This window comes from Clostridium aquiflavi (genome assembly GCF_031344075.1).
GTDB lineage: Bacteria > Bacillota > Clostridia > Clostridiales > Clostridiaceae > Clostridium > Clostridium aquiflavi.
The window spans coordinates 12,326-31,193 of record NZ_JAVJAN010000036.1 but is presented as its reverse complement, the minus strand read 5'-3'; the positions used below and the strand labels follow the sequence as shown (position 1 = coordinate 31,193).

Genomic DNA, 18,868 nt, shown 5'->3' with positions numbered 1-18,868 from the left:
ATATTTATAAGTAAAGTGGACTGAGTAATTGAACTTAGGAATACTAAAATGACTATAGTCCCATTTTAGCTTGCTCCCAATGTAAAATTGAGACAAGCAGTAAATGTGACAATATTCATTGAGGATTCTCAAAGTTAAATTACAATGTCACTTTACCTATTAAATATATCAATTCATGTTTAAAACATGACCTAAATTAAAAAGATACTAAAAAAAGATTTTTTAATCTTTTTTTAGTATCTTTTCTTTTAATGGTTTAAGTATTGAATCAAATGATTTTGAAGAAACATTAGGGAATGATTTTATTAATCTTATATGATTTAATTTTAATATAAATTTTGTAAATTTAGCTTCTAAAGTTTTTGACTTATTACTAGCCTTCTTTTTGGTAAAAGCTATAAATTCAACACATTTTTCAAATAAACCACTTTTATCTGTTTGAAGTTTAATCAAAAGATTTTTAAAATCAACCAAAGAATTAACAGTTAGAACAAAATCAATTAAAAAATAAATTACTATAATGTAAAAAACATATGTTTCAATAGTTGTAGGCAATTTATCAATCAAATATTTAATCACAGGGTGAAGCAATTTTATAACTATTACAGAAGCCGCCCCCCATAATAATGAAAATTCAAGACATATCCTTCCATGAAGATTAAAGGCATCATCAGTATAATCCCACCACTTGGATTTAAAAACCTTTTCTAAAATGAAACCTGTTAAATATTCTATAAGCGATGTTAGCAATGTGGCAAAAATAAATAATAACAATAAGTTATTTGTAAAATTATGTAATGAAACTAACATAAAAACAATTCCAAAACCATAGATAGGGCAAAAAGGACCATATAAAAAGCCTCGGTTTATAAAGTAATTATTATTTTTATATGCATAGATTACTTCAACACACCATCCTAAAAAAGAATATATCATAAAAAAGTAAATTAAGTCATATAAGCTAAAACTATTTAATATATACATAGTACCTCCTAACATAATATTTAAATTATAGTATATAATCTAGAATTTATATACTATAAAAAGATTAATTTTACATTAATTTTTTTATAGTATAAAAATTAAGCATCAATTTCAAGAAAGAAATGATGCTTAAAATTAATTTATGCTATGGTTCTTTCTTTTGTGAAAAAAGAAAGCGAGTATATCTCAGCCATTCTAATTAAAGAATAAATTATTTTACCAAAAATTATATAACATCCCAATAGTATTGCTACTATATTTATTTGAAAAAATCCAATCAAACCCCAATTAATAGCACTTATAACAACTGAAATAAGTGCAATGTAATCAAATGCTTTCATAAAATCATACTTCTAGCAGTTCTTTCAATAACAGTATTTACTTAAAAGTGTGTTTTTATTACTTTAAAATAAAAATAATTATAAAGATATATTTCTGTCTATTGGTTGTGATAATGATATAAATGTATCAGTTCTTGAAATTCCATCTATATTATTAATCTTATTAAGTAAAAGATCCTGTAAATCAGAAATATTAGTACAAACTACTTTAGCAAACATTGAATAGTTTCCAGTAGTTAAGTGAAGCTCAACGACTTCTTTTATTTTAGCCATTTCTTCAAATACAGAAGTAAAGCAAGATGCTTTATCTACATATATTCCAACAAAACAACAAACATCATAACCTAGTTTAGGTAGATTTAGAAGAATTCTAGTACCTCTAATTATACCTAAATCCTCCATTTTTTTCATTCTTACGTGGATTGTTCCTCCACTAACATGACAAATTCTTGCTATTTCTAAATAAGGGGTTCGACAATCTTTTATTAATAAATCTAAAATCTGTAAGTCTAATTCATCTAAATGTGCATTTGCAACTAGTTTCATATTATCACCTCTTAATAATCATAAAATCTAAATTTAATTTTATCAAATATTGGAGGATTATAAAAGTAAAAATCAATAAATTTATTAATTATTTTCAAAATTTTTATTAAAGTAATAATTTGTATTATAATAAAATTTTCATAAAAATAAAAAAATATGAGTAAAGCTTGATTATATATATAATATCTAATAAACTATTTAATATACACATTTAAGGAGGAATGACATATATGGGTAGTGTTATTATGACGATTCTTACTTTTATAGGAGTTTTAGCATTTACACTTTTACTTTATTGGATTTGCAGAAAGTATATATTTAAAAAAGTGAGAGTAAACAAATGGGTGCCTCTTTCTATAGCAATTGTATTATTTTTAGTTCAAATGTTTTTGACAACTACAAAAAAAGTAGTTCCAGTACAAATGTTATTATCAGTTTTATCTGTATTATTTTTCTTATGGTTTATGGATATACTTCAAACTGGCGGACCTAAAAAGTTAGAAAAGAAAATAGTTATAAAACCAAAAGCAAAACCTAATAGAGTAAAACATAAAGATAATGGAAAATAAAATAGTTGGTATTTTTTTATTTTAGTCATAGAAAAATATAAAAAAATTAATATTTAAAATTATTTTTTATAAGATAAAAACATTAAAAAAGCTAAAATTTTAATACTGACAGGCATAAGAGATACTGTTATATATAACAGTATCTCTTATGCCTTTTAAATTTTTTTATTCTTTAGAAAATTATATTTTAAAAAAATCTGTGGATAACTCAAATTATAATCTTGTTTAAGGATTAAGAAACAAATCATAAAGAATAAAAAATTGACACTCCAAAGTTGTTTGGCAATTTTTTTTACTTGAATTTAGATTTATGTCTACTACATTGGCAGAGATTACTACACTAAATACGGAAAATAGGTGAACTTATTCCTACCTTACCATTTTCTAATATGGTTTTTATAACATACCACTTTTCATTATTTTCAGCTTTATGCCTGTAAATGTATTTTATACGATTTAAATTTAAATCAGGTATTTTTTTTATTATTGTACCTGAAAAAGAAATTATATTTATCTCCTTAATTTTATAATTGTTATCTTGAATAAATATATAAAATTCTAGTTCATTATCATCTAAAGGGATAGTTTCACCCATAAAAGCATTATTTATAGTAAAGTACATAACTAAAGATTTAGATTCAGTTGAATAAGTATGTCGACTTCTAAATGCAGTTATTAAGGAGTCTAAAGTAAGTTCATTAGAAATTATGCATGTTAAATTTTCATCATCACCAAAATTCATTCTATGATTATCTTGCGAGTTTATAGCACCAAGTTGCCAACCCTTATCTAATAAATTGTAATAATACTTATCATATCTAGAATATTTATTTGGAGCAGAACCATTACCAACCTCAATAGATGTTATTAGTTTATTTAATAAAGGGCTATACTCTAAGTAATTTATGTTTTTATGGGGATGATTAAGGCTTATAAAGGCGTTTGGATTATTAAATATCCATAATATTAATAATTTAAGATTACTAACTATACCAGTAAAAAATCTATTAGAATTCACTACATTTATATCTCCAAATCCACTAGTTTTACTTTCAAATCCTATTACTGGTAGGAAGTTATCATGTTTTCTTCTATATTTTATTCTTAAGTATTTTAAAGCTTCCCATTTACTTAATTCATTTCCGTTCATTCTAACAGATTTAATAAGATAATTATTATGATCTGTTAAAATCAAAAAATCTAATCCGTTATGTCGAGCATAATCAAATGCTTCAGTTGGGGTACCTCTTCCAGTAGAAAAGCCACAATGAGCATGAGGAATGCCATAGTAAAATTTTAAGTTTTTAAAGTTAATTTGTGTTTTTTTCTTAGTCAAATTATCCTACCTATAAAATTGCTTACAGTATATAATATATCTTCTGCGGTAAAATAATGACAATAACTAAATGTAATGATAAAATAAGTTTAGATATCTTAGCTAAATTTAATTATAAAAAAGAAGAAAGTGGGAAAAATAATGATAAAGAATTTTTTAAATAATATTCCTAATATATCAGAAGGTGTTTACATATCTGAAACATCTGTTATTATTGGAGATGTCGTTATTAAAGAAAATTCTAACATATGGTTTGGTGCTGTACTTAGAGGTGATGAACAATCAATATCTATAGGATGCGAAACTAATATACAAGAAAATGTTGTTATTCATGGAGATGGTGAAAATAAAGTGACCATAGGAAACGGAGTTACTATTGGTCATGGAGCTATAATTCATGGATGTACAATAGAAGATAATGCATTGATCGGTATGGGAGCTATAATATTAAATGGAGCTAAAATAAGTAAAAATTCTGTTGTTGCTGCTGGAAGCTTAGTAACTCAAAATAAAGAGTTTGAAGACGGATCATTAATACTTGGAAATCCTGCAAAAGTTATAAGAAGATTAACACAGGAAGAAATTCAAGCTAATAAAGAAAGCTCTTTAACTTATGTTAATTTAGCTAAGAAGATGGCAGACAGTAATTAATAAGGTAATAAATTGGAGGAAATATGATACTAATAGGTGAATATAATAATTTTAAGGTAAGTAAAAAAGTTGATTTTGGATATTACTTAGAAAATGACATGGGTGAAGAAGTGTTATTACCAAATTCATCTTTAAATGAAAACAAAATAGAAGTTGGCGATAAAGTAGAGGCTTTTGTTTATAGGGATTCAAAGGATAGGGTAATATCAACATTAAAAACTCCAAGTTTAACAGTTGGAAAAGTAGGTTACTTAGAAGTAGTTGGTCAAAGTGGTATAGGAGCGTTTGCGGATTTTGGTCTTGAAAGAGATGCATTTATACCAATTAAAGAGCAAATATATAAATTAAAAACAGGAGAAAAGTATTTATTTTATATGTACTTAGATAAAACGGATAGAATAGCGCTTACAACTAGAGTTGATAACTATTTAGAATTTGCATCACCTGAAGAATTTAAAACTTCAGATGAAATTGAAGCAATAGTGTATGAAAGTGGTTATAATGGAACTTTAAAAGTTGCAATAAATAGAAAGTACAAAGGAATAATATTAGGTAATGAACATTTTGACTATTTATATCCAGGTCAAGCAGTAAATGCAAGAGTTAAGAGAATATATGAAGATGGAGTAATTGGTATTACAACAAGAAAAACAAGATTAAATGAAAGAGACGTACTATCAAAAGACATACTTCAATACTTAAGAGAAAATGGAGGATTTATGCCATTCAATGATAAGTCTTCTCCAGAAGATATAAAAAGAACATTTAATACTAGTAAGAACTATTTTAAAATAGCACTTGGTGGATTAATGAAACAAAAGTTAATAGCTCAAGACAAAGAAGGAACAAGATTATTATAATAAATATTAAAACTATATTTTAGAGATATGATTATTACATAAGATTTTATATAAAAAGATATGCCGTTTAATTAATAGCATATCTTTTTATAATGCTGTGTTTTAGAAATGTTTTGATATATACATAAATAAAGTAGATTAAGTAATTGAATTTATTTAATTCTTGTTCTAAATAATAGATTTTTTAATTTGCTCCAATTAAAAGGAACTAAAGGATAAAAATAACGATCATTTGTAATTGTTTTAGTAGAATACATAATAAATACTATTAATAGTAGTCCTACTATAAATCCCCAATAACCTAAAATTGCACTTAAGATTAATAACAATACTCTCATAAACTTTAAAGCATAGCCTAACTCTATACTAGACTGCTCAAAACTAGCTAAAGCAACTATTGACATGTATAATATGGATTGAGGTATAAACCAACCAGTAGTTACGGTATATTCTCCTAATATTAATCCACCAATAACGGACAAAGACATTCCAAGAGAATTAGGGGTATTTAAAGATGCTAATTTTAATCCATCAATGGCTACTTCTAATATTAAAAATTGCCAGAAAATAGGTATAGAGTAACTGTCTTTTGGAAATAAAAAATTAAATTCAGCTGGCAAAGTTATATTTCCATTAATAAAAAGTAAGTAAAGTGGAGTTAAAACAATTGTTGATATAGTTATAATATTTCTAATTATTCTTAAATAATTACCTGTAAATATTGGAAAATAATAATCATCTACATCTTGTAGAAAGTCGAAAATAGAAGTTGGTAAAATCATAGCAGTAGGAGAATTATCTACTAAAATAATTATATTTCCTTCAGTTAAATGAGAGGATGCAACATCAGGTCTTTCTGTATATCTAACTTTAGGGAATGGATTAAGATAATTACGGTTACTTAAGGTTTCAACTAAACTTTGATCTCCTAATGTAAGGGTATCAACATTTATTTTCTTAATCTTTTCTAATACTATATCTAAGCTACGTTTATCAACAATACCATCCATATAAGCTATACATACATCAGTTTTTGAAATTTTACCTATAGTATGCATATCAAAAATTAATCTAGAATCACGTATTCTTCTACGAATTAAAGCTGTATTAAAAACTATTGTTTCAACAAAACCATCTCGTGCGCCTCTTAAAGTTTTTTCCTTTTCAGGTTCTGCAAGTCCACGTACCGGATAGGTACGCATATCTAGAATTATGCACTTATCATATCCATCAATAAACATTGAGGTTTGCCCACAAAGCACAGCATCAATTATTTTATCCAAATCAACTTCTTCAGAAACTTCTATATAAGGAATGGCATTATCTATAAATTCACTTGGTGTTTTATAAGAGTTCATTACTTCAGGCTTTATTGTAAAAAATCCATTCATTATTCGTTCCATAACGTCATCCTTAGTAAATCCATCTATATAAAACATAGTTGTTTTCTTATTACCTATTATTATATTCCTTTGAATAATATCAAAGCTCTCTTTAACTTTGAGTTTTGATTTTATTAAAGAAATATTATTATCAAAACCTGATGTGATTTTCAAAAAACTACACCTCTTTCATATTTTTTGTTATATGTTTATGAAAATATTATGTGATTTACAAGAAAATTTATGCAAAATATATTTAATAGACTAAGTGGATTTTTTTGCCTGTGATCTGGATAATATAATATCAATACTGCCATAAAACAGAATGTAAATTACAAAAAAATAAGGCTCTGTTAAAACAGAGCCGAAAATAAAAATTAGTATTTAAATTTAATAGAAATTTCTTTAATTTCACCTTTAGAATTTTTTCTTATATTAAATTGTTTTATATCAGAAAAATCATTGTCTAATTGATAAGATAATTCATTAATAGTAGCTTTGGTCTTTTTAGCTAATTCACCATCTTGAATTACTCTAAATCTAGATTTCTTACAAGTTATTTCTTCACTTTTGTCACTAATTACAACAAAATACTCAGGTGCTTCCTCAATAACTAAGTAATCTTTGCTTAAACTTAAATCATCACATAAACTATTATCTATACATTTAACTATCATTTAAAAGTCCTCCTAATATTAAAATTATAACTCAATAGTAGTATAAAATTTTCATAATTTATACTAGAAAAAATCATGAAAAAAGTAATTAAAAATAGTAAAAAATTATAATTTATAGAGAAGTGATACTTTTTTTGATATAATTATTATGAAAGAAAGGATTGATCAGTAATGGAAATTGGAAGAGTACGAAGCGGAAATGTGTCAACTGAAAGAAAAATTGTATCAGAAAAAAAAGATTTTTCTCAAAGCTTTAATCATGCCAGAGAAAGAAAGTCAGAAGAACAACTTCGTAAATTAATGGATGACATCAAAAAAAGAGGAAACAAGCTTGTATTAACTAAAACATATGTTGATGTTGTTATGTATAAAAAGATGATAAAAGAATATTTAGAATCAATATTAAAGTTTATGTATGATACAAAGAAAGATATTAGTTTTTGGCAAACTCAATATTTTGTTACTGTTGATACTATAGATGAAAAGTTAGAAGAACTGACAAATATGTTACTATCTGAAGAAAAGGAAAACTTGAATTTAGCAGCAACTATAGATGAAATTCAAGGATTAATAGTAGATATATATAGATAGAATACATAAAGGTTTAATGCTAAAGTATGAGTATTTAGTATTAAACCTTATTTATGTATAGAATTCCTAAGGCACATGAAAATAAATAATAATCCCAAAGTTGCAATGGATATTTTTCATCAGGCAAGAAGATGAATTGTCCTCATAGCGTGCTTATTAGGTCAATTTGACGACGCAGCATGATGGAAAATAGGCGGGCAAATGGACTTGTTATTTTTTCGAGTGTGCCTAAAGTTAAATATTAGTTGAGAACTGATAGTGAAAAGTTGAGAGTCAAGGAAAAAAACAAAGTGAACTAAGAGTTAATTACATTTTAAAATTAAATTATGGATATACTTAATTTGGAGGTTTGTTATAATTATTGTGTTATGATAATTATAATAAAAATTAAGGAAGGTGGATTTTAATGAAGAGATTATCAATATTTTTAATACCTATTATATCAATATTTATGTTTATAGGGTGTGGAGAAAATAAAACTACAACTATAGATGAAGTTAAGGAAATTAATTTTGTAGTTCCAGATGGACTTCCAGCAATATCTATAGCTAAAATGATAAAGGAAAAACCAGGATTTCAAAAAGGATATAATGTTAATTATAACATTGAAAAAGTATCAGATAATGTTGTTACATCTATAATGAAAAGTGAAGCTGATATAGCCATAGTACCATCCAATGTACCTGCTATATCTTATAATAAAAATGGTGATTACAAAATAGTTGGAACAGTAGGCTGGGGATCTTTTTATATAGTTTCTACTGATAATTCTAAAAATATAGATGAATTAAAAGGTAAGGAAATTTATAATATTGGAAAGGGATTAACTCCAGATATTATAACAAAAGCTATTTTAAAAAATAACAATATAGATCCAGATAAAGATGTGAACCTTAGCTATGTTGGAGGAGTTACAGAAATAGCACCAGTAATTTTATCAGGAAAAGCTAATTATGCAGTATTACCAGAACCAGCGTTATCTACTGTATTAAGCAAAAAAGATAATCTAAATATACTTCTGGATTTAAATGAAGAATGGAAAAAAGAAAATGATTCAAAATATGGTTACCCTCAAGCGACTATAATAATAAAAAAAGATTTAATAGAAAATGATAAAAAGCTAGTTGTAAATATTTTAAGAGAAATAGAAAATAGCACAATATGGGCATATAAAGACAAAGAAGCTTTAGGAGACTACTGTGAGGAAATAGGTGTATCAGCTAATAAAAATATAATAGTATCAGCCATGGAAAGGGCTAATATAAAATACGTTGATATAAAAGATTCTATTAGTGAATATAATACTTATTTTAAAAATTTATATGAATTTGACAACATAACGGTAGGAGGAAAGATACCAGATGAAGGAATATACATGGAAAAATAGAATATGTATTCTAGCATCATGTTTATTCTTTTTAATAGTATGGCAAGTTCTTGCAGTTATTATAAATAATGATATATATTTACCAAATATTCAACAAGTAATAACTGAAATGATTAAAATTATAGGTAAAAATGATTTTAATTTAATATTTATTAGTAGTGTATATAGATCTGTGTTATGCTATATTTTAGCTATAATTTTAGCTATAATCTTAGGGGTGCTTACATTTATGTATCCCTTTTTTAAGTTTTTATTAGCTCCAATAAATTCTTTTGCTAAAACTATACCAACTATGGTATTAGTAGTGTTAGTATTGGTTTGGTTCAATAAAGATAAGGCCCCATTTATAGTAGGGTTTGCTATAACATTTCCAATATTATATGAAGGAATAGTTGGAAGTCTTAATAGTATAGATAAAAAAATAATAGATATGATGGATATATATGAAATATCTCTTATAGAAAAAATAAAAAAAATATATGTTCCAATTATAAAATTTCACTTAGCAAGTATATTGGTATCAACTTTCTCTTTGGCATTTAAAGTTGTTATCGCAGGAGAAGTACATGGACAACCTAGGTATGGAATAGGTTCTGCAATACAACTTGAAAAAGTGAATTTTAACACTAGTGGAATATTTGCATGGATAGTACTTATTGCGATATTATCACTAGCTTTTGAATTTATAAATAATTTGTTTAAAACTAGGATATATAGGTGGAAGAAAAATGAAAATAGAAATTAAAAATTTAAGTAAAGCTTATAATAATGAAATAGTTTTCGAAAGGTTTAATTTAACTTTAGAAAATAGCAAAGTAAATTGCATAGTCGGAAAATCAGGTTGTGGAAAAAGCACTTTGCTTAATATGTTAGCTGGAATTCTTAAATTTGATGATGGAGAGATTTCAGGAATATCAAAAAATGAAGTTAGTTACATATTTCAAGAAGATAGATTGGTAGAATGGCTTACAGTTGAAGAAAATTTAATTTTTGCCTTGAAAAAATATTATGATAAGTTAGAACTAAAAGAAAAAATAAAATATATTTTATCTTCATTAAGACTTGAAGATGTAAAAAATAAATATCCAGAAGAATTAAGTGGTGGAATGAAGCAGAGAGTAAATATAGCTAGAGCTTTTGGAAAACCATCTAAAATTATTTTAATGGACGAACCATTCAAATCTTTAGATTACACATTAAAATATAAAATAATTGATGAATTTAAAAATATTATGTTAAATGAGAGTAGAATAGTAGTACTAGTTACTCATGATGTTGATGAAGCTATATATTTTAATGGTAATATAATAGTTTTTGGAGAAAGACCTGTTAAGATTAAAGGCATGTTTAATGAAGATTTACAAGATTTTAAGAGTGATATTATTAATTTAATTAAGTAATAGCATATGTTTTAGTAGTGTGTTGATATATGCATAAGTAAAGCTGGACTAAGTAATTGAACTTAAGAACACTAAAATGAGTATAGTCCAATTTTAGCTTGCTCCAATGTAAAAATGAGACAAGCAGTAAATTTGACAATACTCATTAAGAGTTCTAAAAGTCCAATTACAATGCCACTTCACCTATTGCATATATCAACATCAATTTAAGACATGATCTAATAATAAAAGGAGGATTTTATGTTAAAAAAATTTATTAGTTTTTATAAACCATATAAGAAATTATTCTTTATGGATTTGATAGCAGCGTTTATAGCAGCGTTATGTGATTTAGTTTATCCAATGATGACAAGAACTCTAGTTAATGATTCTATTCCTAATAAAAATATAAGATTAATAGTAGTTTTTGCGGTAACATTATTAATTATATTTTTAGTTAAAGCATTATGTGGTTATTTCATGCAATATTGGGGACATGTTGTTGGAGTAAGAATGCAAGGTGATATGAGAAGAGATGTATTTAATCATCTTCAAAAATTACCTAATAAATATTTTGATAATAATAAGACCGGTGATATTATGTCAAGAATAATAAATGACTTGATGGAAATTTCAGAACTTGCCCATCATGGACCAGAAGATATATTTATATCAATAGTAATGCTTACAGGTTCATTTATTATATTATGCACAATTAATATTCCACTTACATTATTGATTTTTGCATTTATACCTTTTATTGTTTTATTTACTATGTATCAAAGAAAGAAAATGAATAAAGCGTTTCTAGATACAAAAGTAAAAACAGGTGCAATAAATGCAAGTCTTGAAAATAGTATTTCAGGAATAAGTATTTCTAAAGCTTTTGTTAGTCATGAAACAGAACAAGAAAAATTTGAAAAAGGAAACAAGAGATTTATCTTTGCAAGAGAAAAAGCATATAAAGTAATGGCTGAATACTTCTCAGGAGCAGGTTTTGGAATAGATATATTAAATTATGTAGGTTTAATAGGGGGAGGTCTATTTACTTTTAAGGGAATAATAGATATTGGAGATTTTATGGCATATATGTTATATATAAGACTATTTACAGATCCTATTAAGAAGTTAATTAATTTTATGGAACAATTCCAAAATGGTATAACTGGTTTCCAAAGATATATGGAAATTATGAATGAAGATCAAGAAAAGAATAAAAAAGATGCCATTGAATTACATGATGTAAAAGGAGATATAGAATTTAAGAATGTTAGTTTTAGCTATGAAGGAGAAAAAGTATTAGATGATTTTTCCATCGATATAGAAAGCGGAAAAATGTTGGCTTTAGTTGGACATTCTGGTGGAGGAAAAACAACAATTTGTAATTTGATTCCTAGATTTTATGATGTTATGAATGGCGATATACTAATAGATGGAAAAAGTATATATAATGTAACTTTAGATTCATTAAGAGAAAGCATAGGTATAGTACAACAAGAAGTATTTTTATTTACTGGTACTATAAGGGATAATATATTATATGGTAAAACTAATGCAAGCGAAGATGAAATTATAAAAGCGGCTAAAATGGCCAATATTCATGAATTTATTGAAAGCTTGCCAGAAGGATACGATACTTATATTGGAGAAAGAGGCGTAAAATTATCAGGTGGTCAAAAGCAACGTATCTCTATTGCTAGAGTATTTTTAAAGAATCCGTCTATTTTGATACTTGATGAAGCAACATCTGCCTTAGATAATACAACAGAGCATATAATCCAGGAATCCCTTAAGAAATTATGTGAGGGAAGGACAACTATAGTTGTAGCACATAGATTATCAACAATTCAAAATGCAGATGAAATAGTTGTTATTGGAAATAAGGGAATAATAGAAAAGGGAAGTCATAATGAATTAATGAAGTTAAATGGTGAGTATAGTAAATTACAGAAAATAGCTTCAATTTAAAACACAGCAAAATATATAAAGAATAATGAAAAAATTGGTAATTGTATTTAAAGTTCACGAAATTAAGTTGGTTTTGTGAACTTTTTTTATTTTTAGGAATAATAAAAAAAGTTATTTATGGGTAAATTAATATTATAAATTTAAGAAAGATTGTATCTTTTAACCATAACTGTTATGAACTTTTTCCATTTTTAATAAAAGAAAAGAGTAATCACTTTTTATATGAACAATATTAAAGTAACTGAATATTTTGATATAGAGAGTATTAAATTTAGTAGTGAAAATAATTGAGGAGGAAATTTATGATAAAGCACATTAATGATTCAAATTTTGAAAATGAAGTTTTAAATTGTAATGAATTAGTTTTGGTAGATTTTTGGGCAACTTGGTGTGGACCTTGTAGAATGTTATCTCCAGTATTGGAAGAATTAGAAGGGGAATTTGAAAATGTTAAATTTACTAAAATAGATATAGATGAAAATCCATTATCATCTAGAGTTAATGAAATTAGAAGTATTCCAACTATAAAATTATTTAAAAATGGCAAACCAATAGAAACATCAATAGGATTTTTACCTAAAGAAGCTTTATCAGACTTAATTAAAGATAATTTATAATTTAGGAGTTTAAATTTATGCAAGAACGATATGATATTGCAATAATAGGAAGTGGACCCGCAGGCCTTTCAGCAGCTCTAAACGCTAAAATAAGAAATAAGAAGTTTATTGTTTTTGGAAATAGTAATTTGAGTTCAAAATTAGAGAGAGCTCCTAAAATTAATAATTATTTAGGATTTTATGGCATAAGTGGTGAAGATTTAAAAGAAAAATTTTTAAATCATATAAATGCTATGGAAATAGATATAAAAAATGAACGAATAAATAATATTTATGCTATGGGACAATACTTTACATTAATAGGGAATGAAGAAATATATGAATCTAATAGTGTAATAATAGCAACAGGTGTAGAGTATACTAAGGCATTAGATGGAGAAGAAGAATTTCTAGGAAGAGGTGTAGGATATTGTGCTACATGTGATGCACCATTATATAAAGATAAAATAGTATCTATAATATCATATAATAAGGATGGAGAAAAAGATGCTAACTATGTTAGTGAGTTAGCAAAAACAGTTTATTATATACCTATGTATAGAGGTGAATATGATATCAATGATAAAATTACTATAATAGAAGATAAGCCAGTAAAAATTATAGGAGAGGAAAAGGTAGAAAGATTAATCTTAAAAGAAAATAATTTAATAACTGAAGGAGTTTTTTTGCTTAAAAACTTTATATCTCCTAAAGAATTAGTACCTGGTTTAAATATAGTAAATGGTCATGTTGAAGTTAAAAGAAATATGGAAACCAATATAAAAGGATGTTTTGCAGCAGGAGATTGTACTGGAAAACCATATCAATATATTAAAGCAGCTGGAGAAGGGAATATTGCAGTATTAAGTGCTGTTGCATACTTAGATTCATTAAAATAAATTAATATATATATTCAATATAGAACCTTATAAATAAAACGCATTTTAAAATATTTAAAACATTTTAAAATGCGTTTTTGTCATATAGATATTTAGAAGTTTATATAATTAGGAAGTTAATAAAATTAAGTTTCTAATATTTTTTAGTTATTTTTATAAAAACACATTAGTGTATACTAATTATTGAATAAGTCATAAATATGAGTAATTAAATTTATTTTATTAGAAAAAAGTATAGCATAAAACCAATAAATAAAAAATGTTTAGAAATTTATTCGTAGACAAAATTTGTATAAAATGGTTTAATGTTTTATATGAGGGGATTTTAAATATATAGTAATTATAACAATATATTTTATGTGAATTATGGAGGTTAAAATGAATAATAATGAGCAGGAAGACAGTAAAAAACTAAAGTATTTTAGATTGTTAGCTAAGCAATATCCTAACATTGCTTTAGCATCTACAGAAATTATAAATTTAGAAGCAATTCTTAATTTACCCAAAGGTACAGAACATTTTTTAAGTGACATACATGGTGAATATGAGCCTTTTGTACATGTATTAAGAAATGGATCTGGAGTTGTAAAAAGAAAGATAGAAGATCTTTTTGGTAAATCTTTATTAGAAAGTGATATAAAAAGTTTAGCAACTTTAATATATTATCCAGAACAAAAATTAGATATTGTTTTAAAAGAAGAACGAAATATAGATGATTGGTATAAAATAACTTTAAATAGGCTTATAGAAATATGCAGATTTTGTTCATCTAAATATACGAGATCAAAAGTAAGAAAAGCACTTCCATCTGATTTCGCTTATATAATAGAGGAGTTATTGCATGAACAATTTAATGGAATAGATAAACAAGAGTATTATGATAGGATAATAACCACTATTATAGATATAGGAAGAGCAAAAGAATTTATAATTGCATTATCTAAGTTAATACAAAGAATGATTATAGATAGACTTCACATAATAGGAGATATATATGATAGAGGACCAAGACCAGATATTATAATAGATACTCTTATGGAATATCATTCAGTGGATATTCAATGGGGTAACCATGATATGCTTTGGATGGGAGCAGCAGCAGGAGTAAGAACTTGTGTTGCTAATGTTTTAAGAATATCTACACGATATGCAAATCTAGATTTGGTTGAAGAAATTTATGGAATAAATCTTTTACCTTTAGCGACCTTTGCATTAAAGTATTATAAAGATGATCCATGTGAATCATTTATTCCAAAAGTAAAGAAAGATGACCCATCTGCAAGTCAAGAAGTAGATTTAGTATCTAAAATGCATAAAGCTATAACAATATTACAGTTTAAATTAGAAAAGGAAATAATAGATAGAAGACCTGAATTTGAATTAGAAGGAAGATTGTTATTAGATAAAATAGATTATGAAAAAGGGACTATAATATTAAACGGAACTGAATACACATTAAATGATAATAATTTTCCAACAATAGATCCTAAAGATCCATATAAACTTACAGATGAGGAATCAGTGCTTATAGATAAACTTGTCTATTCTTTTGTAAATAGTGATAAATTACAAAAACATGTTAGATTTTTATTTTCTAAAGGAAATATGTATTTAAAATTTAATTCTAATTTATTATTTCATGGATGTATACCTTTAGATGATGAAGGAAATTTAAAAAGTATGTGCATACAAGGCGAAGAATATAAAAGTAAAAGATTATTAGAAAAATTTGATTCTTTATCTAGAGAAGGTTACTTTGAAAAAGTTGGTAGTGAAGAAAAGACTTATGGAATGGATATAATGTGGTATTTATGGACAGGCCCGGTATCACCTTTATTTGGTAAAAAACAAATGGCTACATTTGAAAGATATTTCATAGATGACGAAATATCTCATATAGAAAAGAAGACAGGATATTATAAATTAAGAGATCGAGAGGAAATGTGTGATATGATACTTAGAGAATTTGGATTAGACCCCAATGAATCTAGAATTATAAATGGACATGTGCCAGTAAAAAAGAAAAATGGAGAAAGTCCAATAAAGGCTAATGGTAAAATGATAGTTATTGATGGCGGTTTTTCTAAGGCATATCAAAAGCAAACGGGTATTGCAGGATATACTTTAATATATAATTCTTATGGATTACAATTAGTTTCACATGAACACTTCTCATCTACAGAAGAATCTATAATGAAAGAAAAAGATATTTTATCTACAACTCTTGTAGTAGAGCAAAAACTTAAACGAAAAACAGTAGAAGATACGGATATAGGTAGGGAATTACAAGCTCAAATTAAGGATTTGAAGGAATTATTATTAATATATAGAAAAGGAATAATAAAAGAAATAAGATAAGGTAAATACCTTATCTTATTTCTTTTATTCACAATCATCATTAATAACAATTTTATTTAAATAAAAGTAAAATTCAACTCCATTATCTATGTTTTGAAGATTAAATTCACTATTATGAAGTTTTAATATATTTTTTACTATAGATAATCCAAGACCAGTACTATCTTTAGTTCTTTCTCTTGATTTATCAATTCTATAAAATTTATCAAATAATTTCTTAAGTTCTTCTTTAGGGATATTTATACCCATATTTTTTATGGAGATTTTAAATTTATCATTTTCTTCAGTTACAGATACATTTATTAAATTATGTGTAGGAGTATATTTAATTGCATTAGTTATAATATTAGTTATTACTTGATCCATTTGAAATATATCTGCATAAACATAACTATAAGGACTACTTGAAGTAAATTCAACTTTTAAGTCATATTCTTCAAATTTTAAATGATTATTTTTTAAAATTTTAGAAATTAATCTATTAATATTAAATGATTCTAGTTTTGGTTTTATAGTACCTGATTCTAGTTTTGATAGTTCTAACATATTTTTAACTAAGATATTCATTTTTTGAGATTCACTAATTATAGTTTCTAAATAAGTTAGTGCATCATCTCCAGATACTATTCCATCCTTAAGACCTTCAGCATAGCCTTCAATTATTCCTATAGGAGTTTTTAATTCATGGCTAACATTGTCTACAAACTCTTTTCTCATATTTTCAAGTTTTCTTTCTTTTTCAATATCCTCTTCTAACTTTTGATTTTTCTGTTTTAAATCAGTTAAAGCGTTTTGAAGATTTTTAGAGAGAAAATTTAATGTTCTAGCTAAATTTCCAATTTCATCTTCTCTTTCTACATCACATGAAACAGTAAAATCCATATTAGACATTTTATTAGCCACATTATTTAAGCTTGTAAGTGGCTTAGATATTAAATTAGAGTAAATAGAGGATAGTATACCAGCTATTATTGTTAAACCTAAAAATACATAAATATAAAATTCATCAATTATCTTTGAAGCTTCTTCAATTGGCTGAATTGATGAAACTGAAATTATAACACTATCATTATTAGATTTTAAAGACATAGGTGCTATTATACCAATTTTTTGATTTTCAGCTTCCTTGTTGTAGAATCTAGTTACTTTTATTTGTGATGAATTTATAACATCTAAAATTAAAGTTTTATTATTTATAAGTTCATCGCAAAATTTAGTTAATATAGCTATGTTATCTTTATTTTCAATTTTATTTGGCAGATACATTAATTCTCCATTTAGGGAAAAAATTGCAACTTTTGAGTTGTTGTCATTTTCAAATTTATCAAGAACTTGATATAAAGCATAATCATCATTATTTTGATAAGAATACAAAGTCTGTATTTTACTTATTTCTTTTACCAAAAAAGAAGTTTTTCTATAGAAATAAAATTTTTCAAACAAGAAAGATTGTGTAAAGTAAACTAATAATAATAGTCCAAATATAAGACAAAGAGTTATTACAAATAATCTTTTAGATAAGCTATGTTTCATTATTTAACCTCAAATTTGTAGCCACTACCACGAACAGTGACTATATAAGATGATTTGTCCAGCAATTTTTCTCTAAGTCTTTTAATGTTAGTATCCACAGTACGAATATCACCATAATAATCAATGCCCCATACATTATCCAATATGTTATCACGACTTAATGCAATTCCATCATTATTTATTAGATAAATTAAAAGCTCGTATTCTTTAGGGGATAAAAGTATTATTTTATCATCAACTTTAACCTCATGAGAAAGTTGATTTACACTTAAACCATTGAAATTTTGAATACTTGAGTCTAAATCTTCTCTTGTTCTTTTTAGTAATGCCTTAACCTTTGCAACCAGAACTTTAGGGCTAAAAGGTTTGGTCATATAATCATCTGCACCAAATTCGTATCCTTCAAGTTTATCTTCTTCTTCACCTTTAGCAGTAAGTAAAATTACAGGAACATTTGATACTTCTCTAAGTCTTTCAAGCATCTCTAGCCCATTCATCCTTGGCATCATTATATCTAAGAGTATTAAATCAATTTTTTCTTTACTAAATTGGAAGAGTCCTTCTTCTCCATTTGATGCTTCATAAATATTAAAACCATCTTTTAAAAGATAGTCTCTAATTAAAAATCTAATTTTAAGTTCATCTTCCACAATTAAGATTGATTTCCTCATATTTATACTTCACTCCTTTAAAATTAGAATTATATACTTTTTATATATTTTAGCATTACTTTAAGAATATATCTATAATAAGAGAATCTACATATTAATGAAGTTTAAATAATGTGTTATAATTTTATTTTAGATACTTT

General features: G+C 25.6%; 19 protein-coding genes. 11 read left to right on the top strand and 8 right to left on the bottom strand.

All coding sequences use genetic code 11. The features are described 5' to 3' along the window. Window positions 1-222: 222 nt before the first annotated feature. The 3 genes from RGC78_RS12930 to RGC78_RS12920 form a co-directional block, all read right to left on the bottom strand. A complete protein-coding gene (locus RGC78_RS12930; protein WP_252213138.1) occupies window positions 223-984 on the bottom strand; it encodes a putative ABC transporter permease in 762 nt (253 codons plus the stop codon). A gap of 140 nt (window positions 985-1,124) precedes the next feature. Next, window positions 1,125-1,325 carry a DUF378 domain-containing protein gene (locus tag RGC78_RS12925; protein WP_252213139.1) on the bottom strand — a complete coding sequence of 67 codons (201 nt, stop codon included), beginning with the start codon at window positions 1,323-1,325 and terminating at the stop codon, window positions 1,125-1,127. A 78-nt stretch (window positions 1,326-1,403) separates the two neighbouring features. Next, window positions 1,404-1,871, bottom strand: coding sequence for an Lrp/AsnC ligand binding domain-containing protein (locus RGC78_RS12920; protein ID WP_003370983.1), 468 nt, complete (start codon window positions 1,869-1,871; stop codon window positions 1,404-1,406). A gap of 230 nt (window positions 1,872-2,101) precedes the next feature. Between RGC78_RS12920 and RGC78_RS12915 the strand changes: the two genes are divergently transcribed. Continuing rightward, window positions 2,102-2,440 carry a hypothetical protein gene (locus tag RGC78_RS12915; protein ID WP_252213140.1) on the top strand — a complete coding sequence of 113 codons (339 nt, stop codon included), beginning with the start codon at window positions 2,102-2,104 and terminating at the stop codon, window positions 2,438-2,440. Between the two features lie 340 nt (window positions 2,441-2,780). On the opposite strand, the gene RGC78_RS12910 is transcribed toward RGC78_RS12915, so the two are convergent. Beyond that, complete coding sequence (locus RGC78_RS12910; protein WP_309556763.1) at window positions 2,781-3,776, bottom strand: CehA/McbA family metallohydrolase domain-containing protein; 996 nt, start codon at window positions 3,774-3,776, stop codon at window positions 2,781-2,783. A 141-nt stretch (window positions 3,777-3,917) separates the two neighbouring features. On the opposite strand from RGC78_RS12910, the gene RGC78_RS12905 reads away from it, so the two are divergent. Together RGC78_RS12905 and RGC78_RS12900 are read left to right on the top strand one after the other, a co-directional pair. Then, on the top strand, window positions 3,918-4,427 hold the full coding sequence (locus RGC78_RS12905) for a gamma carbonic anhydrase family protein (RefSeq protein ID WP_252213142.1): 510 nt from the start codon (window positions 3,918-3,920) through the stop codon (window positions 4,425-4,427). A 23-nt stretch (window positions 4,428-4,450) separates the two neighbouring features. After that, window positions 4,451-5,287: a CvfB family protein gene (locus RGC78_RS12900; RefSeq protein ID WP_252213143.1), complete on the top strand. Its 837-nt coding sequence runs from the start codon at window positions 4,451-4,453 to the stop codon at window positions 5,285-5,287. A gap of 152 nt (window positions 5,288-5,439) precedes the next feature. Here the strand turns inward: RGC78_RS12900 and RGC78_RS12895 are convergent, their stop codons facing one another. Further along, entirely contained in the window at window positions 5,440-6,843 is a 1,404-nt protein-coding gene (locus RGC78_RS12895; protein ID WP_309556762.1) for a spore germination protein, read from the bottom strand. 203 nt (window positions 6,844-7,046) lie between these two features. After that, window positions 7,047-7,346 (bottom strand): hypothetical protein, encoded by a 300-nt coding sequence (locus RGC78_RS12890; protein ID WP_252213145.1) that lies wholly within the window; start codon window positions 7,344-7,346, stop codon window positions 7,047-7,049. 171 nt (window positions 7,347-7,517) lie between these two features. Here RGC78_RS12890 and RGC78_RS12885 point away from each other — a divergent pair, with 171 nt between their 5' ends. The 8 genes from RGC78_RS12885 to RGC78_RS12850 all read left to right on the top strand — a co-directional run bounded on the left by RGC78_RS12885 (window position 7,518) and on the right by RGC78_RS12850 (window position 16,524). Further along, window positions 7,518-7,937: a YaaR family protein gene (locus tag RGC78_RS12885; protein WP_252213146.1), complete on the top strand. Its 420-nt coding sequence runs from the start codon at window positions 7,518-7,520 to the stop codon at window positions 7,935-7,937. A gap of 406 nt (window positions 7,938-8,343) precedes the next feature. Beyond that, the gene (locus tag RGC78_RS12880; protein ID WP_252213147.1) at window positions 8,344-9,324 is read left to right on the top strand and encodes an ABC transporter substrate-binding protein; all 981 of its coding nucleotides are present in this window, start codon (window positions 8,344-8,346) and stop codon (window positions 9,322-9,324) included. Then, complete coding sequence (locus tag RGC78_RS12875; protein WP_252230650.1) at window positions 9,299-10,069, top strand: ABC transporter permease; 771 nt, start codon at window positions 9,299-9,301, stop codon at window positions 10,067-10,069. Before RGC78_RS12880 ends, RGC78_RS12875 begins: the two co-directional genes overlap by 26 nt. Continuing rightward, window positions 10,053-10,724 (top strand): ABC transporter ATP-binding protein, encoded by a 672-nt coding sequence (locus RGC78_RS12870; protein WP_252227099.1) that lies wholly within the window; start codon window positions 10,053-10,055, stop codon window positions 10,722-10,724. The genes RGC78_RS12875 and RGC78_RS12870 overlap by 17 nt, the downstream gene beginning before the upstream one ends. Before the next feature lie 240 nt (window positions 10,725-10,964). Beyond that, entirely contained in the window at window positions 10,965-12,671 is a 1,707-nt protein-coding gene (locus RGC78_RS12865; RefSeq protein ID WP_252213150.1) for an ABC transporter ATP-binding protein, read from the top strand. 302 nt (window positions 12,672-12,973) lie between these two features. Beyond that, complete coding sequence (gene trxA / locus RGC78_RS12860) at window positions 12,974-13,288, top strand: thioredoxin (protein WP_252213151.1); 315 nt, start codon at window positions 12,974-12,976, stop codon at window positions 13,286-13,288. Between the two features lie 17 nt (window positions 13,289-13,305). Next, on the top strand, window positions 13,306-14,166 hold the full coding sequence (locus tag RGC78_RS12855; protein ID WP_252227096.1) for an NAD(P)/FAD-dependent oxidoreductase: 861 nt from the start codon (window positions 13,306-13,308) through the stop codon (window positions 14,164-14,166). A gap of 366 nt (window positions 14,167-14,532) precedes the next feature. Then, window positions 14,533-16,524, top strand: coding sequence for a fructose-1,6-bisphosphatase (locus RGC78_RS12850; RefSeq protein ID WP_252213153.1), 1,992 nt, complete (start codon window positions 14,533-14,535; stop codon window positions 16,522-16,524). Window positions 16,525-16,548: 24 nt separating this feature from the next. On the opposite strand, the gene RGC78_RS12845 is transcribed toward RGC78_RS12850, so the two are convergent. Together RGC78_RS12845 and RGC78_RS12840 are read right to left on the bottom strand one after the other, a co-directional pair. Next, window positions 16,549-18,057, bottom strand: a complete 1,509-nt coding sequence (locus RGC78_RS12845) for a HAMP domain-containing sensor histidine kinase (protein WP_252213154.1) — start codon at window positions 18,055-18,057, stop codon at window positions 16,549-16,551. Further along, the gene (locus RGC78_RS12840; protein ID WP_252213155.1) at window positions 18,057-18,728 is read right to left on the bottom strand and encodes a response regulator transcription factor; all 672 of its coding nucleotides are present in this window, start codon (window positions 18,726-18,728) and stop codon (window positions 18,057-18,059) included. Before RGC78_RS12840 ends, RGC78_RS12845 begins: the two co-directional genes overlap by 1 nt. Between the last annotated feature and the right edge of the window lie 140 nt (window positions 18,729-18,868).